At 66.3% G+C, this 23627-nt stretch carries 22 protein-coding genes, 1 tRNA gene and 1 pseudogene; 9 read left to right on the forward strand and 15 right to left on the reverse strand.

All coding sequences use genetic code 11. The features are described 5' to 3' along the window. Positions 1-190 precede the first annotated feature (190 nt). A tRNA-Leu gene (locus tag QX132_RS25480) sits at positions 191-275 on the reverse strand. A gap of 135 nt (positions 276-410) precedes the next feature. Further along, entirely contained in the window at positions 411-659 is a 249-nt protein-coding gene (locus QX132_RS25485; RefSeq protein ID WP_315717718.1) for a FliM/FliN family flagellar motor switch protein, read from the reverse strand. 65 nt (positions 660-724) lie between these two features. Here QX132_RS25485 and lipB point away from each other — a divergent pair, with 65 nt between their 5' ends. Beyond that, positions 725-1447, forward strand: coding sequence for a lipoyl(octanoyl) transferase LipB (gene lipB / locus QX132_RS25490; protein WP_316163182.1), 723 nt, complete (start codon positions 725-727; stop codon positions 1445-1447). A gap of 3 nt (positions 1448-1450) precedes the next feature. Here the strand turns inward: lipB and QX132_RS25495 are convergent, their stop codons facing one another. Then, positions 1451-1879: a 4-oxalocrotonate tautomerase family protein gene (locus QX132_RS25495; RefSeq protein WP_315754372.1), complete on the reverse strand. Its 429-nt coding sequence runs from the start codon at positions 1877-1879 to the stop codon at positions 1451-1453. 108 nt (positions 1880-1987) lie between these two features. On the opposite strand from QX132_RS25495, the gene QX132_RS25500 reads away from it, so the two are divergent. Together QX132_RS25500 and QX132_RS25505 are read left to right on the forward strand one after the other, a co-directional pair. Beyond that, positions 1988-2845: a LysR family transcriptional regulator gene (locus QX132_RS25500; protein WP_316163183.1), complete on the forward strand. Its 858-nt coding sequence runs from the start codon at positions 1988-1990 to the stop codon at positions 2843-2845. 59 nt (positions 2846-2904) lie between these two features. After that, positions 2905-3951: an AraC family transcriptional regulator gene (locus QX132_RS25505; RefSeq protein WP_316163184.1), complete on the forward strand. Its 1047-nt coding sequence runs from the start codon at positions 2905-2907 to the stop codon at positions 3949-3951. Positions 3952-3964: 13 nt separating this feature from the next. On the opposite strand, the gene QX132_RS25510 is transcribed toward QX132_RS25505, so the two are convergent. From QX132_RS25510 to QX132_RS25520, 3 genes are read right to left on the reverse strand one after another with little or no spacing between them, the layout of a single operon-like run. Further along, positions 3965-5401, reverse strand: a complete 1437-nt coding sequence (locus tag QX132_RS25510; protein ID WP_316163185.1) for a TIGR01777 family oxidoreductase — start codon at positions 5399-5401, stop codon at positions 3965-3967. Beyond that, entirely contained in the window at positions 5398-6057 is a 660-nt protein-coding gene (locus QX132_RS25515; RefSeq protein ID WP_316163186.1) for a DUF4166 domain-containing protein, read from the reverse strand. Before QX132_RS25515 ends, QX132_RS25510 begins: the two co-directional genes overlap by 4 nt. Before the next feature lie 17 nt (positions 6058-6074). Beyond that, a complete protein-coding gene (locus QX132_RS25520; protein ID WP_315780954.1) occupies positions 6075-6644 on the reverse strand; it encodes a GbsR/MarR family transcriptional regulator in 570 nt (189 codons plus the stop codon). Between the two features lie 149 nt (positions 6645-6793). Between QX132_RS25520 and QX132_RS25525 the strand changes: the two genes are divergently transcribed. Beyond that, positions 6794-7603: a class I SAM-dependent methyltransferase gene (locus tag QX132_RS25525; RefSeq protein WP_316163187.1), complete on the forward strand. Its 810-nt coding sequence runs from the start codon at positions 6794-6796 to the stop codon at positions 7601-7603. Between the two features lie 117 nt (positions 7604-7720). On the opposite strand, the gene QX132_RS25530 is transcribed toward QX132_RS25525, so the two are convergent. The 5 genes from QX132_RS25530 to QX132_RS25550 all read right to left on the reverse strand — a co-directional run bounded on the left by QX132_RS25530 (position 7721) and on the right by QX132_RS25550 (position 12583). Then, positions 7721-8023, reverse strand: coding sequence for an acylphosphatase (locus tag QX132_RS25530; protein WP_315737684.1), 303 nt, complete (start codon positions 8021-8023; stop codon positions 7721-7723). Continuing rightward, positions 8020-8886, reverse strand: a complete 867-nt coding sequence (locus tag QX132_RS25535) for an isocitrate lyase/PEP mutase family protein (RefSeq protein WP_316163188.1) — start codon at positions 8884-8886, stop codon at positions 8020-8022. The genes QX132_RS25530 and QX132_RS25535 overlap by 4 nt, the downstream gene beginning before the upstream one ends. Positions 8887-8996: 110 nt before the next feature. Next, the gene (locus QX132_RS25540) at positions 8997-11012 is read right to left on the reverse strand and encodes an acetyl/propionyl/methylcrotonyl-CoA carboxylase subunit alpha (protein ID WP_316163189.1); all 2016 of its coding nucleotides are present in this window, start codon (positions 11010-11012) and stop codon (positions 8997-8999) included. 156 nt (positions 11013-11168) lie between these two features. Further along, positions 11169-11387: a hypothetical protein gene (locus QX132_RS25545; RefSeq protein WP_315737681.1), complete on the reverse strand. Its 219-nt coding sequence runs from the start codon at positions 11385-11387 to the stop codon at positions 11169-11171. A gap of 68 nt (positions 11388-11455) precedes the next feature. Then, positions 11456-12583: a putative zinc-binding peptidase gene (locus tag QX132_RS25550; protein WP_316163190.1), complete on the reverse strand. Its 1128-nt coding sequence runs from the start codon at positions 12581-12583 to the stop codon at positions 11456-11458. A 226-nt stretch (positions 12584-12809) separates the two neighbouring features. On the opposite strand from QX132_RS25550, the gene QX132_RS25555 reads away from it, so the two are divergent. From QX132_RS25555 to QX132_RS25565, 3 genes and pseudogenes are all read left to right on the forward strand, one after another. Beyond that, entirely contained in the window at positions 12810-15275 is a 2466-nt protein-coding gene (locus tag QX132_RS25555) for a PAS domain-containing protein (RefSeq protein ID WP_316163191.1), read from the forward strand. A gap of 27 nt (positions 15276-15302) precedes the next feature. Continuing rightward, a pseudogene (locus QX132_RS25560) lies at positions 15303-15590 on the forward strand (MFS transporter); the annotation flags it as partial. Positions 15591-15612: 22 nt separating this feature from the next. Further along, entirely contained in the window at positions 15613-16863 is a 1251-nt protein-coding gene (locus tag QX132_RS25565) for an arsenic transporter (RefSeq protein ID WP_316163192.1), read from the forward strand. A gap of 47 nt (positions 16864-16910) precedes the next feature. Here the strand turns inward: QX132_RS25565 and QX132_RS25570 are convergent, their stop codons facing one another. Further along, the gene (locus QX132_RS25570; RefSeq protein WP_316163238.1) at positions 16911-18035 is read right to left on the reverse strand and encodes an NAD(P)/FAD-dependent oxidoreductase; all 1125 of its coding nucleotides are present in this window, start codon (positions 18033-18035) and stop codon (positions 16911-16913) included. Between the two features lie 45 nt (positions 18036-18080). Here QX132_RS25570 and QX132_RS25575 point away from each other — a divergent pair, with 45 nt between their 5' ends. Further along, a complete protein-coding gene (locus tag QX132_RS25575; RefSeq protein ID WP_316163193.1) occupies positions 18081-18785 on the forward strand; it encodes a TetR/AcrR family transcriptional regulator in 705 nt (234 codons plus the stop codon). A 178-nt stretch (positions 18786-18963) separates the two neighbouring features. Here the strand turns inward: QX132_RS25575 and QX132_RS25580 are convergent, their stop codons facing one another. After that, positions 18964-19458: a ferritin-like domain-containing protein gene (locus QX132_RS25580; protein ID WP_316163194.1), complete on the reverse strand. Its 495-nt coding sequence runs from the start codon at positions 19456-19458 to the stop codon at positions 18964-18966. Positions 19459-19663: 205 nt separating this feature from the next. Between QX132_RS25580 and QX132_RS25585 the strand changes: the two genes are divergently transcribed. After that, complete coding sequence (locus QX132_RS25585) at positions 19664-21520, forward strand: alkaline phosphatase family protein (RefSeq protein WP_316163195.1); 1857 nt, start codon at positions 19664-19666, stop codon at positions 21518-21520. Positions 21521-21855: 335 nt separating this feature from the next. Here QX132_RS25585 and QX132_RS25590 read toward each other — a convergent pair whose 3' ends face one another. Together QX132_RS25590 and QX132_RS25595 are read right to left on the reverse strand one after the other, a co-directional pair. After that, a complete protein-coding gene (locus QX132_RS25590) occupies positions 21856-22584 on the reverse strand; it encodes a hypothetical protein (protein WP_316163196.1) in 729 nt (242 codons plus the stop codon). 193 nt (positions 22585-22777) lie between these two features. Next, entirely contained in the window at positions 22778-23347 is a 570-nt protein-coding gene (locus QX132_RS25595) for a hypothetical protein (protein ID WP_316163197.1), read from the reverse strand. Between the last annotated feature and the right edge of the window lie 280 nt (positions 23348-23627).

Genomic DNA, 23627 nt, shown 5'->3' on the forward strand with positions numbered 1-23627 from the left:
CCAACCGTGAGAAGCCTGGCATCAGCGGAATGGACGAGGTGGTCGCGTTCGACCAGAGCCTGTCATCGGAGGATTTTCTCAAGCCCGTCGCAGAAAACAGGACAGCAACGCCCCGCGGGAACGATCGGTAACATTCCCAGGCAACATACAGAAAAAAGTTCAAGGATTTCAAGGATTAAACGAGGATTTATGGTGCGCTCGGAGGGACTCGAACCCCCACGGTGTTACCCACTGCCACCTCAAGGCAGCGCGTCTACCAATTCCGCCACGAGCGCGAAGAAGAAGCCGGGGCCAGAGGAAGGGCGGCACCGGATCAGTGGCGCCCGTGTATCAAATCGATGTCGGGGGGACAAGGCCCGCCCTGCCCTAAAATACCGGATTGTGGATGGTTTTCGCGCCGCCCGGGGCCGCTATCGCGACGTCGGCGTCGGCGAGCGCGGCAGCATCTGCTTGACCTCGACCGCGATGCGGTTGCGGTCGACCAGCACGACCCCGTTGGCGATCGGCAGGTTGTTGGCGAGCACCTTGACGTCGTCGGCCTCGGTGGCGTCCAGCTCGATGATGGCGCCGCGGGACAGGCGCAGAACCTGGTGGATGGGCATGGAGCAGGTGCCGAGAACGACCATCAGGTCGACTGTCACTTTATCGAGGGTTGACACTGCAGGACCACCGAAGTCACGACTGGATTTTCGTTGCCCAGACATCACCATGTTGTGGTTAGCCAATGGTTAACAGCCGCCAAACACTCGACCTGACCACCTTTGCGGGCCCCCCCGGCAACGCCGTGGCGTGGTGCATCTCCGATTCGCTGGTCGACTACGCCCAGGCCACCGAATTCATGGAGGCGCGGGCGGCGGCGATCGCCGCCAACGAGGCCGCGGAGATGGTCTGGCTGCTCGAACACCCGCCGGTCTACACCTCCGGTACGTCGGGCAAGGCGGAAGACCTGCGCGATCCGCGCTTTCCGCTGGTGCCGACCGGCCGTGGCGGCCAGGTCACCTATCATGGGCCCGGCCAGCGGGTGGCCTATGTCATGCTCGACCTGAAGCGGCGGCGCCCCGACGTACGCGCCTATGTCGCCGCGCTCGAGGAGACGATCATCCGAACCCTCGACGCCTTCAACGTGCGCGGCGAGCGGCGCGAGGATCGCGTCGGTGTCTGGGTCAAACGGCCCGACAAGGGCGAGGGCCATGAGGACAAGATCGCCGCGATCGGCGTGCGGCTGAAGCGCTGGGTCACCTTTCACGGCATCGCCATCAATGTCGAGCCGGACCTGTCGCACTTTCAGGCCATCGTGCCCTGCGGCGTGACCGATCCGCGCTACGGCGTCACCAGCCTGGTCGATCTCGGCCTGCCGGTGACGCTCGCCGATGTCGACATCGCGCTCCGGCAGGCGTTCGAGAGCGTGTTCGGCGCCGTCAGCGTCGCGCAGCCGGAGACGGCCTGAGCTTCACGCGGTGCCCCGCTGCGGCGGCACGTCGAGCTTCGCCGCGACATAGCGGCGCTCCTGGCTCAAGCCGCCGAAGCCGTAGGCGTCCGCCTTGACCTCGTCGACATGAAGGTAGGTCTCGTGATGCAGCGGTCCGATCAGCTCGGCCATGCGCGCGAACACCGCGGCGAGATAGGCGGCCTTCTCGTCCTTGGTATTGGTGCCCTCGCTGACGTGAACGTCGATCCAATAGCTTGAAAGCCCCTGCTCCGCCAGCGCGGCGCCGCCGGCGAACCAGTCCGCGGCATCCGCTTCCGAGACGATGACGGCGGTGACCTTGGGATCCTTGCGCAGGATGCGTGCGGTCAGTTCGGTGACGGCGTCCGCAATGTCCTTCTTCAGCGCGGGCGAGCGACGCTGGCTGGCATAGACGATGTTGATCAATGGCATTTTTGGCTCCCGGTCTCGAGCGCGTGACTGCGCTTCGAGAGCAAAGCTAGCCCCACGCCGCCCATTTTGGTACGTTATCGATATGGATATCAATGATAACAGACGCATATGACCGCCACGCTCGACATCGCGACCGTCCGCGCCTTTCTGCTGGTGAGCGAGCTGCACAGCTTCACGCGGGCGGCCGAGACGCTCGGCACCACCCAGGCCGCGGTCAGCCTGAAGCTGCAGCGACTGGAAGCGCTGCTCGGAAAGCGGCTGGTCGAGCGTTCGCCGCGCGCGGTCCGGCTCACCGCCGACGGCGCGGCTTTCGCCGAGAACGCCCGCGCGCTGGTTGCCGCGCATGACCTCGCGCTCACCGGAGCCCCCAGCATCCGGCCGCTGCTGTCGTTGGGGATCAGCGATCACGTCGCCGGCCCCGAGCTGGTGCCGATGCTCGAGCAGCTCCATGCTGCCACGGCGGACCTCGTCCTGTCGGTCAGCATCGGCTTCTCGCGCGACCTGCTCGACCGCTACGATGCCGGCAAGCTCGACGCCGTGATCGTCCGCCAGGAGGCGAGCCGCCGCGGTGGCGAGGCGTTGATCACGGACGAGTTCGGCTGGTTCGCAGCTCCCAGATTTCGTCTGCCGGCGGGCGGCACGCTGCCGCTCGCCACGCTCGCGCCGCCCTGCGGCGTGCGCAGCATCGCGGTCCGCGCTCTCGAGCGCGCCCGAATCAGCTTCAGCGAGACGTTCGTCGGCGGCGGGGTGACGGCCGTTGCGGCGGCCGCGCGCGCCGGTCTTGCGGTTGCGCCGCTGGCCCGCCGGATCGCGCCGAGCGGACTGATCGATGTCGGACCGGATCTCGGCCTGCCCAAGCTCGGCCGTTCCAAGGTGATGCTGCATGCAAAGGCAGGAGACGCGGCCAAGCGCGCGGCCTTGCGCACGCTGGCCGCGGCCTTCCGAAGCGCCGCGATGTCGAAGTAATTGACGCCCGCGGAGCCTGATGTAGCATGGGTTGATGATCGGAGCTCAGGAGCAGCGGCTTGAACCGTCTCTTGACCGCAGCTGACCTCGTCAGCGCCCCAGCAAAGCCGAGCCCGGCCTCGACCGGCGCGACCGGCCTCGAACCGTTACATCGCCACGCGCTGATCCGAACCTCCAACGCCGACGTGCTGCGCGACCTCGCGGGGCGCCGGCTCGGCGCCGAGCGCGTCGACTTCAGGAACGCCGAGCGCTTCGAGGCGATCGTCAACCTGATCGAACTTGAGACCATCGGCCTCGCCTTTGGCACCACGACCTGCGACATGGTCTGCGACCATCGTGCGGCCGACTTCATCAGGGTGCAGATCGCCCTGAAGGGACGCGCGGTCAGTTGCGCCCGCGGCGAGGCGACCGACGTCAACGAGCATCAGTTCGCCGTCGCGCCGGCTGGCGTGCCATGGCAGATGGCGTGCCAGGGTGGCCATCGACGCCTCACTTTGCGGCTCGATCCGCAAGCGCTGCGGCGGCGCCTGACGGCGCTGGTCGGCGTGCAGCCGCGCGCCGACTTTGCGATCGCCCCCGGCATTCCGGCTGCCGATCCGCAGGCCCGCAGCCTGATGCGGCTGCTCGATTTCCTGACGACCCAGCTGAACGAGCAGGATGCGGCGTTCCCCGCTGCGGTCTATCGCGAGCTGGAGGATGCGGTGCATGTCGCCTTCCTCTGCGCGAGCCGTCATCGTTTCCGCGACACGCTCCTGGATCCCTCTCCGATGCCGGATTTCGGCCTGGTCAAGCGGCTCGAAGATTACATCGAGGCCAACTGGCGCGAGCCGATCACGATCGAGCGCCTTGCGCGCGAAGCCGGCGTCAGCGCCCGCTCGATCTTCCGTCTGTTCGAGCGCGTGCGCGGCTATTCGCCGATGGCCTTTGCCAAGTCGGTGCGCCTGCGGCGCGCCCACGAGATGCTGCGGTCCGGAGATCCGGCCGTCACGGTTGCGGCGGCGGCCGCCGCCTGCAACTTTGCCAATGCCGGACACTTCGCCCGCTACTATCGCGCCACGTTCGGCGAGTTGCCATCGGCGACGATGACGCGCGCCGAGCAATCGTGACGCTTTCGGCCGCTCACAGGATGGCTTCGAGCGCGCTGCGCAGGCTCTGATGGCGGAACACGAAACCGCTCGACAACGCCTTGTTCGGCACCACGCGCTGGCCGCCGAGCAAAAGCTCCTCGGCGAGGTCGCCGCCGATCCGGCGCAGCAGGCCGGCGGGAACGCGCAGCAGCGCCGGGCGCCGCAGGCAGCGCGCGAGCTCGGCGGCGAAGGCGAGGTTGCGCACTGGCAGCGGCGCCGTCGCGTTGATGGGACCGGTGATGCTGTCGGTCGCAACGACATGCGCGATCAGCCGGATCAGGTCGTCGCGCTCGATCCAGGACATCCATTGCAGGCCGGAGCCGAATGGCCCGCCCAGGCCGAATTCGAACGGCGTCAGCATCCGCGCCAGGAAGCCGCCGTCGCGGCCGACGACGAGACCGATCCGCAGCAATGCGACGCGGACGCCATGTGCTTCGGCACCGCGAGCCGCCTGCTCCCAGGCGTCGCAGAGGTCATGACTGAAGCAGGCATGCGACTTGGCGGATTCGGTCAGCGGCTGGTCCTGCCACAGGCCGTACCAGCCGATCGCCGAGCCGTTGACCAATACATTCGGCTTGCGGTCGAGCCGAGCAATCAGAGAGACGACGGCTTCCGTCGTAGCCAGCCGCGACTGCAGGATCGTCGCGCGCTTGGCCGCCGTCCACGGTGCGTTGCCGATCGGCTCGCCGGCGAGATTGACGATCGCGTCGATGCGGATGGCGGAGGCGAGCTGATCGAGACTGGTGATCAACGTCAGCGGCGCCGGCAACATTGCGGCCTTGGCCGGGTCGCGCACCAGGGCGACGACATGATGGCCGGCCGCGGTGAGACTCGCCGCCAGCCGCGTGCCGATGAAGCCGGTCGCACCGGTGACGAGAATGGTCTGCGCCGGCGGCAGCGCCGCGACCAGCGCGGCGGCATCGGGCTGTGACATCCGCGCCAGGCGCCGTGCCGCGGTGAAGTCGCGCAGACCGCACAGAGCAGCGCCAACCGCGGCCGCGGCAGCAATCCAGCTCAGCACGCCCGCATAGGCCGGCCCGATCGCAGAAGGCCGCGTCGCCCAGCCGATCAGCAGCGGCACCAGCAGCATCAGGATCGCGCCGTAGTTGATGGCGAGCAGCGTGTGATTGATACGCTCGCTCGGTGGGAGCCTGCGCGTCAGATCCTCCTCGACGAAATCGGTCAAGGTGATGGCGATCTCGGCCACGAGCACCGCGAGCACGAGGATTGCGAACAATCCATGCACCTCGCACCAGCCGAGGACGGCGAACAGCAGCGCATAGAGCACGTTGCGGATACCGTGCAGCTTGAGCTCGCCCTGCTGCGACGGCCGCCACGCCAGGCGCTCGGTGAACTCATGGTGATAGAAGGTGTCGAACACGCCCATCACGATCTGCAGCGCGATCAGGGACCAGAGCAGCGGCGTCATGGTGTGGACTCCCGGAACACGGCGCTCTGGCGGATGATGCGCCCGAAGCGCGGGTGGGTGATCTCGAGCGAGAAGCGAAAGACGCCGCTGCCGAGATCGGAATGGGTGACGGTGAGGTCGCCGAGCGTGAGCCATGCCGGCAGCGCCCAGCGCCGGCCCGCGAAGTCGAACGTGTAGCCGGCGCTATGGAAATGAAGCGCCCCATCGGCGACGCCGACACGCAGGCTCATGCTAAGGCCCCAGCCGAGATATTCCTCGAGCCCCGTTGGACCGGCGAAGCGCTTGGCGGAATGGATCACCTGCGGGAAGCCATGCGGGCGCCCGCAAATGCGTGTCCAGATCTGACCGCCTCTCGCCGCGTCCTCCGTCACCGCGACGATCATCGGCACACCGATGTCCGCGCGCGTCGGCAGCGGCCCGCCGATCAGCCGTGCCAGATGCGCGAACCAGAAGCCGGCACGGCTGATCTCGGCCTGATCGACCTCGCCGACATAGACGACGGTGGCGCCGTCGGCGAGTTTCTTGGAGAAGCGGCGCCAGATCGACACCGGCAGTCGTCCCCAGTCTTCGGCGGACAGCAGCGCGCGGAACCTGTGATCATCATGGAGCCGGGCGCTGGAGGACGTTGAAAGTCCGAGATGTCGCATGGTGACCATGACGCCCTCCACTCTCCTCAAGCGCTGCCGGACCTGGACCTTCCCGACGGCAACAGATTTGCAATCTTCTCGCCGAGCTTGATCAGCGCGACGAGACGCGGCCGCGGCACCTTCAGCATCTGCACGTACCAGCGGTCGATCAGCTCGGTGAACGCCAGCATGTCCTTCAGACGCTTGGCTGCGACCGCGCTGATCGTGGGATCGCCGGTCGCTTCCGCGACGCAGGCGCGCAGCGCCGCGATGGCCGGATCGATCTCGCGTTCCTTGCGGCCGGCCGCGATCCGCTGCGCCACCTCCCAGATGTCGGTCTCGGCCTCGAAATGATCGCGGCGGTCGCCGAGGATCGGCACGCGCCGGATCAAGCCCCAGGCGAGCAGCTCCTTCAGCGAGTTCGAGACATTGGAGCGGGCCATGCCGAGCGTGTCGGCAATGTCCTCCGCCGTCATCGGCTTCTCGGCGAGATACAGCAGGCCGTGGATCTGGCTCACCGAGCGGTTCACACCCCACTGGTCGCCCATGTCGCCCCAGTTGAGGATGAAGCGCTCGACGGCGGGAGGAAGCTTCCGATTGCCTGGTGTTTCTGTCATGACAGAAATATCTGACCGTAGAGAGTGAATGTCAAGGGCGTCTTATTTGAACCGGGCGGGTGGCTGGCAAGACGGATGTTACAGCGCCCCTCTTGCGCGCGCCGAGACCGCCTGATCCCCGCCTGCCCCATCTGCAACAGGAGCAAGCCATGACGGCATCCGACAAGGCTTTCACCGGATCGATCCCGCAGATCTACGATCAACTGTTGGTGCCCTTGATCTTCGTGCCCTACGCGCAGGATCTTGCGCGGCGCATCGCGGCCTGCCTGCCGCGCGACGTGCTGGAGACGGCGGCGGGCACCGGCGTGGTCACGAGGGCGCTGCACGCGCAACTGCCGCCGGAGGTCCGGATCACCGCCACCGACCTCAACGAGCCGATGCTCGCACAGGCGAAGACGCATCTCGCCACCGAGAGCCGCATCGCATTTCGTCAAGCGGATGCGCTGGCCCTGCCCTTTGCCGACGCGAGCTTCGATGCCGTCGCATGTCAGTTCGGCGCGATGTTCTTCCCCGATCGCGTCAAGGGTTATGCTGAGGCCCGCCGCGTGCTCAGGCCCGGAGGACGTTTCGTCTTCAATGTCTGGGACCGGATCGAGGAGAACGAAATCCCTCACGTCGTTCACGAGACGTTGCAGCAGGTGTTCCCCGAAAACCCGCCGCAGTTCTTCACCCGGACTCCGCACGGCTACTACGACACCGGGCGGATCGAGGCCGATCTGACAGCAGCAGGCTTCACCGATATCGTGATCGAGACGGTTGCACATCGCAGCCGCGCCGCCTCGCCACATCAGTCGGCAATGGCGTTCTGCCAGGGCACGCCGATGCGCGGCGAGATCGAAGCGCGCGGCACGCCCGGCCTCGCAGCCGTCACGCAGGCGGCCGCGAACGCGCTGGCGCGCCGGTTCGGCGACGGACCGATCGAGGGCCGCATACAGGCGCTGGTGATCTCGGCTGGGTGAGCGACAGCGGCCGCTCTACGGTGCACCGCGGGTGAAATGCACCTGCAGCAGGACCAAAGCCGTCCAGAACAGAAAGCCGACAAATGTGCACGATCGGTAGTCGGCAACGGAAGACAACTACGCCGTCTGCAGCACCGAGAACGATTCGCCGGGCCGACGCAATGCGAGCTGATCGACCGTCCCGGCGACGTCGATCACGTCGTCGACACGCGCAGCCGGCGGCCCTTTGCGGCAGGCCGTGACCATCGCCGCGACGTCGTCGGCGGGACCGGCGAAGACCGCCTCGACGCTGCGGTCGCTGCGGTTGCGGACCCAGCCTTCGAGGCCGTTGAGGATGGCCTGATCCTCGACCCAGGCGCGGTAGCCGACGCCCTGGACGCGGCCGCGGACCGTGACGTGGACGATGGCGCGACCGATCATGAACCAAGCCCCAGGAACTCGCGAAGTCTCTTCTTCACGTCGCCATCGCGCATGACGCGCGCGGTCAGTTCGGCCGAAGGCAGCCCCTTGAGCTGCTTCGGCGAGGCGCCCTCGCGCAGCGCCTTCAGCGTCTCATACACCGCCTGCGTCGCGGCCGCGATCGGCGCATGGCCCTGCAGCGCGACGCGGACGCGGCGCGAGGCGAGATAGCCGAGATCGGACATCTCCTCCGGCGCGCCACCGAGCACGATCGGCAATGTGGTGACTGCCGCAATTGCATCGAGCTGATCGCGCGAGGTGATGCCAGTGAAGAACAGGCCGTCGACGCCGCAGGCCTCGTAGGCCTTGGCGCGCACGATCGCGTCGTCGAGCGAGGCGATGGAGACGGCCCCCGTTCGTCCCAGAATGACCAGCGCGGGATCGCCTCGGCCGTCGAGCGCCGCCTTCACCTTGCCGACCCCTTCGGCAAGCGAGACCAACTGCGGCTTCGCCTCGCCAAAAGCCTGCGGCAGCAGCGTATCCTCGATGGTGAGACCCGCGGCACCGGCCGCCTCCAGCTCCTGCACCGTGCGGCGCACGTTCATCGCATTGCCATAGCCGTGATCGGCATCGACCAGCACCGGCAGCGCGGCGGCGCGCGACATCCGCCGCATCTGCTCCGCCAACTCGGTCAACGTGATCAGCGCGATGTCGGGATCGCCGAGGACGGCGAGCGAGGCAGCCGAACCGCCGAACATGCCGAGCTCAAAGCCGAGATCTTCGGCGATGCGGATCGAGATCGCGTCGTACACCGAGCCCGGATGGATGCAGCGATCGCCGGCGAGGATCGCACGGAGCGCCTCTCTGCGTGCACGGAAGGTCATCCTCGCCCCCTCTTTCCCGTCATTGCGAGGAGCGAAGCGACGAAGCATTCCAGAGCTATCTGTCGAGCTCTGGATTGCGTCGCTGCGCTCGCAATGACGATGACTGCTGCTTACGCAAACTCCAAGATCAGCGCGTCCACCGCAAGCGTAGCGCCGGCTGTCGCGTGGATCTTCTTCACCGTACCGTCCTGCTCGGCGCGCAGCACGTTCTGCATCTTCATGGCTTCGACCACGGCGAGCGTCTCGCCGGCCTTGACCTCCTGCCCTTCGGTCACGGCGATCGAGACCACGAGGCCGGGCATCGGGCACAACAGCTTCTTGCCGCTGTCGCCGGCGGCGACGACCGGCATCAGCCGCGCCGCGGTCGCCTCGGCTTCCGTGTAGACGTAGACCGGCGCTTCAACGCCCTGATGCGCGAGCCGCACGCCGTTCGCAATGAGGCGCGTCTGCACCGCGATGGCAGCGCCATCGATGGTGCCGTGCCAGACCGCATCGCCCGGTTTCCAGTCCGACACCAACTGATGCGCCGGGCCGACCTTGCCGTCGGCCCCGACGAAGCGAACCGTGATCGCGCCGTTCTCCCTGGTGATGTCGAGCAGGATCTCGTCGCGTCCGAGCCACACCGCGCGGCGGCCCTGCCGCTTCACGGGCCGGCCGATCATCTGCTGCGAGATCTGCCGCTTGCGCTCGCCGAGCACGTGGTCGATCGCGGCGCCCACCGCCGCAAGCCGGCGCGCGATCTCGCCTTCCGGCGCACGCGCGGCGAAGCCCTTGGGAAACTCTTCGGCGATGAAACCGGTCGACAGCCTTCCCTCGCGCCAGCGCGGATGGTTCATCAGCGCCGACAGGAACGGGATGTTGTGGCGGATGCCGTCAACATAGAACGCATCGAGCGCGGTCGACTGCGCCTCGATCGCGGCAGCCCGCGACGGCGCATGGGTGACCAGCTTGGCGATCATCGGATCGTAGTAGATCGAGATCTCGCCGCCCTCCTGCACGCCGGTGTCGTTGCGCACGGTGATGCCGTCCGCCTTGCTCTCGGCCGGCGGGCGATACTTCACGAGGCGCCCGATCGAGGGCAGGAAGCTGCGGAACGGATCTTCCGCATAGACGCGCGACTCCACCGCCCAGCCGGTCAGCGCGACGTCCTTCTGCGCAAGCGCGAGCTTCTCGCCGGCGGCGACGCGGATCATCTGCTCGACGAGATCGATGCCGGTGACGAGCTCGGTGACGGGATGCTCGACCTGCAGGCGGGTGTTCATCTCCAGGAAGTAGAAGCTCTTGTCCTGGCCGGCGACGAACTCCACGGTGCCGGCGGAGTCGTAGTTCACGGCCTTGGCGAGCGCGACCGCCTGCTCGCCCATCTTGCGCCGCGTCTCCTCGTCGAGCAGCGGCGACGGCGCCTCCTCGATGACCTTCTGATTGCGGCGCTGGATCGAGCACTCGCGCTCGCCGAGATAGATCACGTTGCCATGCTTGTCACCGAGCACCTGGATCTCGATGTGGCGGGGATCGACGATGAACTTCTCGATGAAGACGCGGTCGTCGCCGAACGAGGCCTTGGCCTCGGCCTTGGCGAGGTTGAAGCCCTCGGCCACCTCGGCGGTCGAATGCGCGATGCGCATGCCCTTGCCGCCGCCGCCGGCGGAGGCCTTGATCATGACGGGATAGCCGATCTCGTCGGCGATGCGCACGGCATGCTTGTCGTCCTCGATGACGCCGAGGAAGCCTGGCACGGTCGAGACCTTGGCCTTGGCGGCCGCCTTCTTCGATTCGATCTTGTCGCCCATCGCGGCGATGGCGCCGGGGTTGGGGCCGATGAAGACGATGCCAGCCTCGGCCAGCGCCCGCGGAAACGCCTCGCGCTCGGACAGGAAGCCGTAGCCCGGATGCACCGCCTCGGCGCCGGTCTTGCGGCAGGCCTCGACGATGCGGTCGATCAGGAGATAGCTCTCGGCGGCGGCGGGCGGGCCGATCAGCACGGCATCATCGGCCATCTCGACATGAAGCGCATCGCGGTCGGCTTCCGAATAGACCGCAACGGTCCGGATTCCCATGCGGCGGGCGGTCTTGATGACCCGGCAGGCGATCTCGCCGCGGTTCGCGATCAGAATGGTTTTGAACATTTCTTGCTTGATACCTTTGGGCGGGCTCCCCGCTCGTGGCACAGGCGTAACACCGCGAGCTTGACCGGTTCGTCTATACCAAAATCGCCCGCGCGCAACCCGCCTCTCGTTCCGCCCCTGCCGTCCGGCGAGGCATGCCAGCTGCGTCCCTTGCCGTCAGCCGGAATAGCTGTGGAAACGTCCGCGGGCATAGGCGTGCGACACCGCCTTCATCAGTTCGCCGACCTCGGTCTCGAGAAAATCGTTCGCAACGATCAGGGCACGAATGGCCGCCCGCGGATCGCCCCCGCAGGCAGCAATGGCCTGGTCCACGGCGGCGTCCAGCGCGAGGTCTTCGGTGTCCGCGGCATCGGTCTTGGATTGCGATCTGGGCATGCGCGATGACGGTCCTCGCTCCGGTCACGCCGCCATGTTCACTTTATGTTCGAAGGAGTCAAGGCGGATCACGCCGCCCCGATCTCTTCCTGCTGCGGCTCGGCCTGTGGCTTTTCGGGAGCCAGAGCGACAGACTCCTGCTGTGCGCCCTGCCGCACCAGATGGTGGACGAAGCCGAGCTTGCCGATGACCGGCGGCGTCAGGATGAACGGATAGAGATCGCGCGCGCCCATCGCCCGGGCGACGCTGTTCATGGCGAAGGTGAATGGCAGCCAGGCGTTGACGATGGTGTCGAAATCCTCCGCGACATACGGATCGAAGGTGACGCGCGCCGTCAGCCCGCCGATCTGGTCGGCGGGCGGATCGATCTCGATGCCGAACTCGGAGGCCATCTCCAGCGTGTCGACGATGTGGAGGTAGTGCGCCCAGGTCTCGGCAAAATCCTCCCACGGATGCGTGGTGGCGTAGGCCGAAACGAAATTGTCCTGCCAATCCGCCGGCGGCCCCTGATCGTAATGCCGCCTCAGCGCCTCGCCGTAGTCCTGGGTATCGTCGCCGAACACGGCCCGGCATTCCTCGAGCCTGCCGGCATCGCGCACCAGCACGTCCCAGAAATAGTGCCCGACCTCGTGGCGGAAATGACCGAGCAAGGTCCGGTACGGCTCGTCCATTTCGAGCCGCCGTCGCTCGCGCTCGAAATCGTCGGCCTCGGCCAGCGCGATGGTGACGAGGCCGTTGTCGTGGCCCGTCATGACCTTCTGCTGGCCGACGGGGTCATCGGCGAGGAAGTTGAAGATCAGCCCGTGCTCGGGATCCTCGATCCGTGTCTTCACAGGGAGCTTCCATCGGATCAGCGAGTAGAACAGTCGGTGCTTGGCCACCTCCAGCTCGCGCCATCCCGCGAGCTGCGCGGGATCGGACAGATTGGGAATGGTGCCGTTGTGCCGGCAGGCGCGGCAGAAGCCTGCGGTCTCGCCGGTCTCGAGCAGCCAGTTGCAGGCGTCGTGCTCGGCATTGGCGCAGAAGAAGCGCCCCGTCCCGTGGTCGGCGAGTGTCCGAAAGCCCTCCTCCGCCGGCTCGATCGCCGACAGGATCTGGCGCTCCGGCATGAAGGCGAGCTGATGGCCACAGCGCCCGCAGCTCCGATTCTCGAAGTACAGGATGTTCGTGCAGACCTGACAGACGAAGAGCTTCACGGCGTGGACCTACGTGTTGCGGTGTTCAGGGCCTGACGACGCACGACAGTAACAGTCCGTTCCGGGAGCGCGGAACTTTTTGTCTGCCCCGACGTTCTCGTCATGCCGGCGTTTGCCCGCCTTAATCTCTGGTCAGTTTGCTTTCCTTGGTCCCAATGTCGCCAAGCTTCCGAACACCCGCGATGGAATTCTCGGGCGACTGCTCGCCACATCAGTGCAGGTCAGCATGAACAGCGCGGATGCGCCCAGAGACGAAGTGAGGCCGGAGGCTGCCGCCGACGCGCTGCGCCAGCATATCGAGGAGATCGCGCGCGATCGCGATGAGGCCTATCGCGCGCTGCAGGAACGCGAGGCGGAGCTCGCGCGCATCCAGCGGATCGCCCGGGTCGGCGGCGTCGAGGTCGACCTGCGCGAAGGCTACCGCAACCGCCGCTCCCCCGAATACCTGATCATTCACGGCCTGCCGCCGGAAGCCGTTCACGAGACTCACGAAGACTGGGTCAGGCGCGTCCATCCCGACGACCGCGTCAAGGCCGAGCAGGAGTTCATCGCCGCGGTCAAGAGCAAGCAGGAGGACTACACCACCGAATACCGCATCATCCGTCCCAGCGATGGCGAGATCCGGTGGGTCCGCGTCATCGCCCGCATCGAGCGCGACTGGAACGGCCGCGCCATCCGCCTGGTCGGCGCGCATATCGATGTCACCGACCAGATGCTGGCGCAGGCCAAGCTGCGCGAGAGCGAGGAGCGCTTCCGGCTGATCGCCGACAGCGCCCCGGTGCCGATCTGGGTGACGAAGCTCGACCGCACCCGCTCCTTCGTCAATCGCGCCTATGTCGATTTCCTCGGCCTGCCCCATGACGAGACGCTGGCCTTCGACTGGCGCAAGGTGCTGCATCCCGAGGATCTTCCGCGCATCCTGGAGCAGCAGCAATCGGGAGAGCGCTCGCTGAAGCCGTTCTTCCTCGAGGCGCGCTACCGCCGCGCCGACGGCGAATGGCGCTGGCTGCGCTCGGAATCGCAGCCGCGCTGGGACGCGAACGGCAAACATGTCGGATTCATCGGCGTCGCTCACGACGTCACGGCCGCCAAGCAGGCCGAGATCGAGCTGCGCCGCATCAACGAGACCCTCGAAGAGCGGATCAAGGAGCGCACCGCCCAACTCGAGGCCAATGAAGCGCGCATGCGCGCGATCTTCGACACCAGCAATCAGTATCAGGCCATCCTCGACGTCGAGGGCCGCGTGCTGCATGCCAACCGCATCGCGGTCGCCGGCATGCGCGCCGGTGAAGTGAACGTCATCGGCCAGCCGCTCTGGGATGCGCCCTGGTTCACCCATACGCCGGGCGTGACCGAGATGCTGCGCAAGGCGTTCGCCCGCGTTCTCGCCGGCGAGAGCTTTCGGACCGAGATGCGGCTCGATTTCGCCAGCGGCCAGCGACATTTCGAGCTTTCGATGCGGCCTCTGTTCGACCAGCATGATGTGGTCACCGGCGCGGTCGCCGAGGCGGTCGACGTCACCGAGCGCATCCAGGGCGAGGAGCTGTTGCGGCAGTCGCAGAAGATGGAGGCGATCGGCCAGCTCACCGGCGGCGTCGCGCACGATTTCAACAACCTGCTCACCATCATCCGCTCGGCCACCGACTTCCTGCGCCGCCGCGATCTCCCCGAGGAGCGGCGGCGGCGCTATGTCGACGCGATCTCCGAGACGGTGGAGCGCGCCTCGAAGCTGACCGCGCAACTTCTGGCCTTCGCGCGGCGGCAACCCTTGACGCCGCAGGTGTTCAACGTTGGCGAGCAGGTCGAAAACGTCGTGCAGCTGATCCGTCCTCTCGTCGGCGGCCGCATCCAGATCGAGCTCGCGGTCACGAACAGCGGACTGTTCACCCTCGCCGACGTCGCGCAATTCCAGACCGCGTTGATCAATCTCGCGGTCAATGCGCGCGACGCCATGAATGGTGAAGGACATCTGAAAATCGGCGTGCAGCGGACCGAGAGCATCCCGGCCTTGCGTGGCCAGGGCCCCCGGCCCGGTGCCTTCATCGCGATTTCGGTCGCCGACACCGGGGGCGGCATCGCGCCTCACCACCTCAACGCGATCTTCGAACCCTTCTTCACCACCAAGGAGGTCGGCAAGGGCACGGGTCTCGGCCTCAGCCAGGCATTCGGCTTCGCCAAGCAGTCCGAAGGCGACATCGCGGTCGACAGCCGCATCGGCCACGGCGCGACCTTCACGATCTACCTGCCGCAGGCCACGGCACCGCAATCCGGCACGGAAGCCGGCTCCGCGCGCATCGAGCCGGCGACCATCGGGCGCGGCTACCGCGTGCTCGTGGTCGAGGACAATGACGAGGTGGGGCAGTTCTCGACCGAGCTGCTCGAGGACCTCGGCTATGTGACGCGCCGCGTCGCCAATGCCGCCGATGCACTGGCAATCCTGGCGAACGACGAATTCGCGGTCGACCTCGTGTTCTCCGACGTCATCATGCCCGGCATCAACGGCCTGGAGCTCGCCGGCATCATCCGCGACCGCTATCCCGGCCTGCCGGTGGTGCTGACATCCGGCTACAGCCACGTGCTCGCGGAGAACGCCCATCACGGCTTCGAGCTGATCAAGAAGCCCTATTCGGTGGAGTCGCTGTCGCGCATCCTGCGCAAGGCGATGGCCGAGAAGGCGCCGCTGCCGCGCTGAGTAGGTAGTGCGCGCTTCGCGCGCCCCGGCGCCGGCATCTTCGGCGCGATCATGCCGGTGATCGTCGCGGACCTGATGCGCGGCACCGGCCGCTTCAACATTGCTCAGGGCGCCGTGATTACAGCGCAGAGCATTGGCGCGGCGCTGTCGACCGCGCTGGCGGGCCCGGTCGTCGTCCATGGCGGCTACAGCGCCGCGTTCCTGGCCCTCGGCGCGGCCGCCGTGATCGTATGCTGGCGGCTGCTTCCCGAGACCGGTGGACCGGAGGCCGCGCATCCGGATGCGGCGTCCTCGCCCGCTATCCCCGCCGAATGATTTGCTCTATCGATCCCTGATCATGTCCCTGCAAGATACCTGGCTCGCTTACGCCATCATCATTCCCGCCACCGCCGGCGTCATCATCCGCCCGTTTCGGCTGCCCGAGGCCGTGTGGGCCGTCGCCGGCGCGATCCTGTTGGTCGCGCTCGGCCTGCTGCCTGTCGCTGATGCGCTCACCGGCATCCGCAAGGGCGTCGACGTCTATCTGTTCCTGATCGGCATGATGCTGATTGCCGAGCTGGCCCGCCGCGAGGGCTTGTTCGACTATCTCGCGGCCTATGCCGTGGAGCATGCGCGCGGCTCGCCGCAACTCCTGTTCCTGTTGGTCTATGCGGTCGGTACCCTGGTCACCGTGGTGCTCTCCAACGATGCCACCGCGATCGTGCTGACGCCGGCCGTCTATGCCGCCACGCGCGCCGCCGGCGCTTCGCCGCTGCCCTATCTCTACGTCTGCGCCTTCATCGCCAATGCCGCGAGCTTCGTGCTGCCAATCTCCAATCCGGCCAATCTGGTCGTGTTCGGCGAACGCATGCCGCATCTGACCGAATGGCTGCGCCAGTTCACTTTGCCCTCGATGGCCGCGATCGCCCTGACCTATGTCGCGCTGTGGCTGACCCAGCGCCGCGCGCTCCGTGAGGAGACGCTGCGGACCGATGTCGACAAGCCGCATCTGAGCCGCGAGGGTCGGCTCGCCGCGGTCGGAATCATGGCGATTGCCGCCGTGTTGCTGACCGCCTCGGCGCTCGACGTGCAACTGGGCCTGCCGACCTTCGTCTGTGGCGTGGTCACGGCGGCCGCAATCCTGCTCGTCAGCCGGCAGTCGCCATGGCCAACCATCAAAGGTGTGTCCTGGGGCGTGCTGCCACTGGTCGCCGGCCTGTTCGTGATGGTCGAGGGTCTGAATCGCGCCGGAGCGATCGGCCAGCTCAGCGCCTGGCTGCATCAGGGCGTGGCCGGCTCGCCTGTCGGTACCGCCTGGGCGGCCGGCCTGATCACTGCGGTGGCCGACAACATTGCCAACAATCTTCCGGTGGGACTGGTCGCCGGCTCGGTCGCCGCCAGCGACCACCTGCCGCATGAGGTCATCCGCGCGATTTTGATTGGCGTCGATCTCGGCCCCAACATCTCGGTGACCGGCTCGCTCGCCACCATCCTGTGGCTGACCGCCCTGCGGCGCGAAAAAATCGAGGTGTCCGCCTGGCAGTTTCTCAAGATCGGACTCGTAGCAACGCCGCCAGCGCTGATCGCGGCGCTGGCCGCAGCGATCTGACATCGATGTGATGGCGGTGGGCACGGTGACGAAGGCGGGAGCCCGCCCTACCTCTCCAGGGCCCCGTTGAAGAAGTCGACGAGCCCGAATGGTGCGCTGTCGCCGAGGCAGAGCTTGAGGATTTGATGCGCGCCTGCGGCCGCCGACGAGCTGCGCGGGAATAGCGCTGCTTCGTAGATGGCGAGTGCCGCTTCGATGTCGCCGGGGTGGGCGGCGATCGCCTTGCCGAGCTCGGCGCCGTCGAACATCGCCAGGTTCGCGCCCTCGCCGGCCGGCGGCGCCAGGTGCGCGGCATCACCGAGAAGCGTCACCCCAGGCACACGGTCCCACCGATGGTCGTTCGGAAGCGTGTGGATCATGCGCGGGACCGGCGGGGTTTCGCCGTCGGTGATCAGCGCGGTGAGCGCAGGCGCCCATCCGTCGAACTCGGCCGCAATTCGGGCCGTCGCGGCGGCAGCGTCCATGAAGTCGATGCCGGCGATCCACTCGGCGGAGCGGTTCAGCGCGACGTAGGCGTGAAGAACCTGTCCTGCCTCACGGTGCGCGCAGATCCCCTGTCCCGGAGCGAGCGCGAACAATGCGCCGCCGCCGACTGCTTCGGCCGCCGCGGTGTGCCGCTCGTCGGCGTCATGCAGGTAGGTCTCAACGAACGTCGTGCCGACATATTCTGGCTTGGCGGCCGACAGCAGGGGCCGGACCTTCGACCAGGCGCCGTCGGCGCCGACCAGCAGGCTCGTGACCACGCTCGCCCCGTCCGCGAACCTCAGCTCGTGCCTGTGGTCGCCAAGGGGCACCACGCCGGTCAGCTTCTTGCCCCACTGGATCGTCTCAGCTGGCAGGGACTCGAGAAGAATCCGCCGCAGATCACCCCGCAGCACCTCGGGGCGTCGGCCGTCATCGGGCTGCGCGAGCAGCACCGTGCCATGCCGGTCAAGCACGCGCGACGCCGCGCCACCCTCATGGATGATCTCACGGAACGCATCGATGAGGCCGGCGTCTGCGAGGGCACGTTGCCCGTCGTGCTCGTGAATATCGAGCTGGCCGCCTTGCGCCCGGGTCTCGGCAGATGGCTCCGCCTCATAGATCGTAGCCGGGATACCGTGGACATGGAGGACGCGTGCGAGCGTAAGGCCACCGAGGCCCGCGCCGACGATCGTGACGGGTGTCGTCATCATCTGCCTTTCAAATTGACTGGAACGTCGTTCCATGAAAGTTGATTGGAACAACGTTCCAATCATGTCAAGATGGTCATGGCGAGCAGAACACAACGGACGGAACGGCGCGCGGATGCGCTCTCGAAGGAGAGAATCGTCGAGGCCGCGATCGAGATCCTCGACACCGAGGGCGAAAGCGCTCTGACCTTCCGCGCGCTCGCAGCTCGCCTGGCGACCGGCAGCGGGGCGATTTATTGGCACGTCGCCAACAAGAGCGATCTGCTCGCAGCGGCCACCGATGACGTCATTGCCCGTGTCATGACCGGCGTCGTGGGCGATGCAGAGCCGCGACAGGCGATCCGTGCCGTTGCCCTCGGGGTGTTCGACGCCATCGACGCCCACCCCTGGGTGGGTGCCCAGCTTTTCCGTGAACCGTGGCGGTCCGCGATGCTGCAGATCGTCGAAAGCGTCGGCGGACGGCTCCAGACGCTCGGTGTCCCCGAAAGCGCCCTGTTCGATTCCGCGTCCGCGCTCTTGAACTACATCCTTGGCGTGGCCGGGCAGAATGCCGCGAAAGCCCGCCTCCTCCCGCGCGAGACGGACCGCGCGGCGTTCCTCGGAGCGGTCGCCACGCGGTGGACGCAGCTCGATCCCGCGGAGTACCCGTTCGTGCATCGGGTGGCGACAGAGCTGCGCGAGCACGACGACCGCGCGCAATTTCTTGCCGGCATCGACCTCATCCTGGCCGGGATCGGGACCATCCGATAGGCAGCGGCTGACTTGCAGCCCCCTGCCTCCTCCGAACGCAAGGAGATGCGCAACCGGCGGGAGAATATCGAGGTCGGCGCCTTGGCAGGCTCCAACCAGGCCCCGAAGGTGCGACTCGTGACGCCGCCGCCAGCGCTGGTGGCACGCTGGCGGCGTTGTGATCACGATCGGCCGATGGTCATGCCGCGGCTTCGTAGTTGACCGCAGTCTCAGCGATCTTGGTCAGCGTCTCGTCGGTCTTCCGCTCTTCATTCAGCGTCTGGTCGAGCAGCTTGGCGGCCTTCGGCAGGTTGAGCTTGAGCGCCCAGGCCTTCAGGGTGCCATAGCGCGACATCTCATAGTGCTCGACCGCCTGCGCTGCCGCAAGAAGGCCGGCGTCGAGCGCCTGCGTCCCCTTGTACTCGTCCATGATCTCCTTGCCCTCGTCGATGATGCCCTCGATCGCATCGCACTTCTTGCCGCGGGCGGGCTTGCCGATCAGCTCGAAGATCTGCTCGAGCCGCTCGATCTGGCCTTCGGTCTCGTCGTGGTGCTTCTCGAACGCCGTCGCCAGCTTCTCCGACTGCGCCGCCTTGGCCATTTTCGGCAGCGTCTTCAGGATCTGCTTCTCGGCGTAGTAGATGTCCTTGAGGGTATCGAGGAAGAGCTCGTTGAGGTCTTTGTCGGCAGGCATGGTGTGCTCCTGTTGATTGTGAGCCGACAACCAGAAAGCCATACCCTAGTTCCTGCCACCGACGAGCCCGCCGCAAGAAAATCCTGCCCGGAGCGCTGTCGGCGGCCCTCCGAGCCTCTTGTAACAAAACTGTCACCCGGCAAAACTACAGCTCTTCCCTGCGGCGAGACGCCGCGATTCCGCCGATTGCCTTCAGGAGTTTTCAATGCGCCGCCCGCTCGTGCTGCTGTGCGCCGGACTGACCTTGCTGTCGTCCGGAGCCGCATCTGCGCAGAACGCCACCCCCCATAACCTCATCCTGTTCATTCCCGACGGCCTGCGTGCGCTCAAGGTGACGCCGGAGACCGCCCCGGCCATGGCCGCCGTCCGCGACAAGGGCGTCAACTTCAAGAATTCGCACTCGCTGTTTCCGACCTTCACGATGGCCAACGGCTCGGCCATGGCGACGGGCCACTATCTCGGCGACACCGGCACGTTCTCGAACACGATCTTCACGGGCTACACCTCGGCGCCGGCCGGCGGCACCGTCGTGCCCTTCATCGAGAACGACGCCGTGCTCGGCGATATCGACGAGCATTTCAACGGGGACTACCTCAACGAGGACACCATCCTGAAGCTCGCCCGCAAGGCCGGCTATTCGACCGCCACGATCGGCAAAGTCGGCCCGACCTACCTGTTCGACCACACCGGCTGCCCTTGCAAGCCCGGCTCGACCTCCTCGATCGTGATCGACGATTCCACGGGCAACAAGAACGGCGTGCCTGTCACCGACGAGGTCAAGGACGCCATGACCAAGGCCGGCCTGCCGCTGGCGACGCCGTCGCGCGGCGACAACGGAAAGGCGGGCGACGCCAAGACGCCGGGCACGACCTCGGCCAACGTCGCGCAGCAGGCCTACATGGTCGACGTCGCCACCAAGGCGGTGCTGCCGATGTTCAAGGCCCGCAACAAGCCGTTCGTTCTGGTGTTCTGGTCGCGCGACCCGGACGGCAGCCAGCACAATCACGGCGACAGCCTCAACACCATCACGCCGGGCATCAATGGCCCGACGTCGATGGCCGGCATCAGGAATGCCGACGACAATCTGGCGGCGCTGCGCAAGGCGCTCGACGATCTCGGGCTCGCCGCTTCGACCAACATCATGGTTCAGGCCGACCACGGCTTCTCGACCATCTCCAAGGAGAGCAAGACCAGCCCATCGGCCAAGGTCAGCTATGACGACACGCCGAAGGACTTCCTGCCGATGGGCTTCCTGGCGATCGACCTCGCCAAGGCGCTCGACCTGCCGCTGTTCGATCCGAACGACAAGAACGCGGCGGTGCCCGACGGCAAGCACCCGAAGGCCGGCAACGGCGTGCTCGGCAAGGATCCAACCAAGCCCGATCTCGTCGTCGCCACCAATGGCGGCTCCGACCTGATCTATCTGCCCAACAACGACAGGAAGCTCGCCCGCCGCACCGTCAAGGCGCTGCTCGCGCAGGACTACGTCTCCGGCATCTTCGTCGACGACAAGCTCGGCGAGATTCCCGGCACGCTGCCGCTGTCGCGGATCAACCTGCAGGGCAAGGCGGTGACGCCGCATCCGGCGATCGTGGTCAACTTCCGCTCCTATGTCGCGCCGGGCTGCGATCAGCCGAGCAACTGCCAGGTCGAGGTCGCCGACACCGTGCTGCGCCAGGGCCAGGGCATGCACGGCTCGTTCGGCCGCGGCGACACCTACAGCTTCATGGCGGCCATCGGACCCGACTTCAAGGCGGGCTTCGTCGATCCCCTGCCCGTCAGCAATGCCGATGTCGGCATCACCGCGGCCAGGCTGCTCGACCTCAAGGTCGCGCCCAAAGGCAAATTGATCGGCCGCGTGATGACCGAAGCGATGCCGAACGGCGCGACGCCGAAGGCTTCGTCCGATGTCATCAGGTCTGATCCGGCGGCCGGCGGCCTGCGCACCGTGCTGAAGCTGCAGCGCGTCGGCACCCAGCGCTACTTCGACGCCGCCGGCTTCCCCGGCCGCACCGTCGGCCTTGACGAAGACGCGCCGAAGCAGAAGGCGGCGGCGAAGTAGCCCGGCGTTGTGACGCCCGTCCAAGACCAAAAGACTTAATGTCCCGTGAAAGCGGGGCATTCTTGTTTGCTAGGTCAAAGGCTCCTTCCGCCTTGCAAATTCGCATTGGCACTAGACGACCATTTCCAAAGTCCTGGCCATATTGATATGGACGTGCAGACCCCCGCTGTCATCGTCCGCGAAGGCGGACGATCCAGTACGCCGTGACGTCTCGGTTCAATATCTTCTGCCGCGGGCTACTGGATGCTCCGCCTTCGCGGAGCATGACCGCCGTGGAGACGGCAAGAGCTCAACTCAACCCCAGCAACCACCGCCGGTTCTAAGGAAACGCTCGTCTAGCCAGACGCACGGACAGCTACCGTGGTCCGCATGCGCTGCAGTCTGAGCGCAACGAACGAGAAGCCGATCATCAGTCCCGCTGCGAGCGCGCCGGCCGCAGCAAATAGGAAGTATTCCGGAATCATGAGCATCTCGATTGCATAGTCATAGTGCTGGCGACTCGCAGTTGCCGTGATGATGTCCCATTCGCGATGCACGGCCGCGACAAAGCTGCCGAGATAGCCGCCCGCGGCCCCGGTCCAGACAAACGCGATCGTGTTGAGCCGACAGAGCCACGCCAGACAAATAACGACAGACATGATCGCAATCACGATCGCGATGTAGGGCTGCCATTCGAACCCGGATGTCCACTCGAGCATGAGGTATGTCGCCAGGGCAGCAGCAGCGAGCGACAGCAGCATTAGCACCACCGAGTGCAAACTCCGCAAACGACCGATGAGACCTCGATCGTTCGAGGTCTGCAAGCCCCAGCGCGCCAGAATAAGCCTCACCTGTGCGGCGCAAATCCCTCCTAAGATTTCCAGTACAAGATCGCCAGAGAACGCGAAGTCCCGCGCGACCGCGAACCAGGCTCCCTTGAGATTCCACAACAGCCATAGTTGGAACAGGATCGGCGCGAACGCGCTCAGGAGCACCCGCGGAACGTAACGCCTGTTCCAGATGTAGGGCAGCGCACACACGAAGCCAAAAAGCCAAGCTTCGAGGCTTCGGATCACGATCTCCACGATATCCCCCGATCTGCGCGATCACGGCAGGTGCACCGGCGCCAGCGGAGTATTTCAATGCCACCGGTCCGCCTCGTCAAGCAGCGGGTCTGCGCCTACAGGAGGCGACGCACGCCACGCATACGCCGAAAAGAAAAGAGCGCGATGGGATCATCGCGCTCTTGCTTCATTCTCATGGATGGGCGCGCTGCGCTCACATCCCGATGTCGATCATCGACGGCAGCTGCGCCAGCGGCAGCACGGTGACGCCGACGAGCGTCGCGACCATGGCTCTCAGGGCGCGGTTGCCCTGGCGCTTGCCGCGCATCTGCTTGGCGACCCATTCCAGCACGTCGGTGCGGACGCCGCGCGCATTGGCCGGCGCCCAGCTCGCGATGTCGGTCTCGGCGGCCAGCGCGACGCTGCGCGGCGGCACCGGCAGGCCGGATGCGGAGGCGGTGTGATGCGCAATCGCCTTGGCGAGCAGGTCCTCGAACCGGCCGTCATCGTTGCGTTCGGTCGCGGCCTGGTCGATCGCGAACAGGGCCTCGGCTTCGGCACGGCTCACCGGGGCATCGTTCACCGCAGCGGCGGTGAGGATGCGCGCGCACCAGGCGGCGTCATCGGCATCGAGCACGCGGGAGAAATGCACGCGTCCCGCGGTGGTCGGACCCTCGCCGGTGATCACGCCGTCGCGCACGATGCCGAGCGCGAAAGCAGCGGTCTCACAGGAGGACGGTTCGAGACCATCGATGCCGATGGTTTTTGGTGCAGAGGTAGCCATGTTCTCTTCTCAGTTGCTGTGTTGACCCACCTTGTCGGCCCGCGTCTGAACGAGTGGTTAACGGTTCGAAACGGTGCTGTGGGTTTTTGTATCGGTTGCCGATTTGCCGCAGTGACCTCGATCACGGTTCAAAGCCAGGGGGCGTCAGGGGGCGGCGTGTTGCGACCAACAGATGGCCAAATCTGGGCAACCGGTCGTCTCATGGATGTTTCGCCGCAGCCCGGAAACTCAAAAGAAGTTGTTGGCCGCGTGAGCTTTGGAGCAATTATCTTCTCTTTTC

It is taken from the genome of Bradyrhizobium sp. SZCCHNRI20481 (assembly GCF_032485055.1).
Classification (GTDB): Bacteria; Pseudomonadota; Alphaproteobacteria; order Rhizobiales; family Xanthobacteraceae; genus Bradyrhizobium.

Excerpts from the sequence above, each read along its gene's own strand:
- lipB (WP_316163182.1), top strand. The coding sequence starts at position 725 with ATGGTTAACAGCCGCCAAACACTCGACCTGACCACCTTTGCGGGCCCC.
- QX132_RS25495 (WP_315754372.1), bottom strand. The coding sequence starts at position 1,879 with ATGCCATTGATCAACATCGTCTATGCCAGCCAGCGTCGCTCGCCCGCG.
- QX132_RS25500 (WP_316163183.1), top strand. The coding sequence starts at position 1,988 with ATGACCGCCACGCTCGACATCGCGACCGTCCGCGCCTTTCTGCTGGTG.
- QX132_RS25510 (WP_316163185.1), bottom strand. The coding sequence starts at position 5,401 with ATGACGCCGCTGCTCTGGTCCCTGATCGCGCTGCAGATCGTGATGGGC.
- QX132_RS25515 (WP_316163186.1), bottom strand. The coding sequence starts at position 6,057 with ATGGTCACCATGCGACATCTCGGACTTTCAACGTCCTCCAGCGCCCGG.
- QX132_RS25520 (WP_315780954.1), bottom strand. The coding sequence starts at position 6,644 with ATGACAGAAACACCAGGCAATCGGAAGCTTCCTCCCGCCGTCGAGCGC.
- QX132_RS25525 (WP_316163187.1), top strand. The coding sequence starts at position 6,794 with ATGACGGCATCCGACAAGGCTTTCACCGGATCGATCCCGCAGATCTAC.
- QX132_RS25530 (WP_315737684.1), bottom strand. The coding sequence starts at position 8,023 with ATGATCGGTCGCGCCATCGTCCACGTCACGGTCCGCGGCCGCGTCCAG.
- QX132_RS25535 (WP_316163188.1), bottom strand. The coding sequence starts at position 8,886 with ATGACCTTCCGTGCACGCAGAGAGGCGCTCCGTGCGATCCTCGCCGGC.
- QX132_RS25540 (WP_316163189.1), bottom strand. The coding sequence starts at position 11,012 with ATGTTCAAAACCATTCTGATCGCGAACCGCGGCGAGATCGCCTGCCGG.
- QX132_RS25545 (WP_315737681.1), bottom strand. The coding sequence starts at position 11,387 with ATGCCCAGATCGCAATCCAAGACCGATGCCGCGGACACCGAAGACCTC.
- QX132_RS25555 (WP_316163191.1), top strand. The coding sequence starts at position 12,810 with ATGAACAGCGCGGATGCGCCCAGAGACGAAGTGAGGCCGGAGGCTGCC.
- QX132_RS25565 (WP_316163192.1), top strand. The coding sequence starts at position 15,613 with ATGTCCCTGCAAGATACCTGGCTCGCTTACGCCATCATCATTCCCGCC.
- QX132_RS25570 (WP_316163238.1), bottom strand. The coding sequence starts at position 18,035 with ATGACGACACCCGTCACGATCGTCGGCGCGGGCCTCGGTGGCCTTACG.
- QX132_RS25580 (WP_316163194.1), bottom strand. The coding sequence starts at position 19,458 with ATGCCTGCCGACAAAGACCTCAACGAGCTCTTCCTCGATACCCTCAAG.
- QX132_RS25585 (WP_316163195.1), top strand. The coding sequence starts at position 19,664 with ATGCGCCGCCCGCTCGTGCTGCTGTGCGCCGGACTGACCTTGCTGTCG.
- QX132_RS25595 (WP_316163197.1), bottom strand. The coding sequence starts at position 23,347 with ATGGCTACCTCTGCACCAAAAACCATCGGCATCGATGGTCTCGAACCG.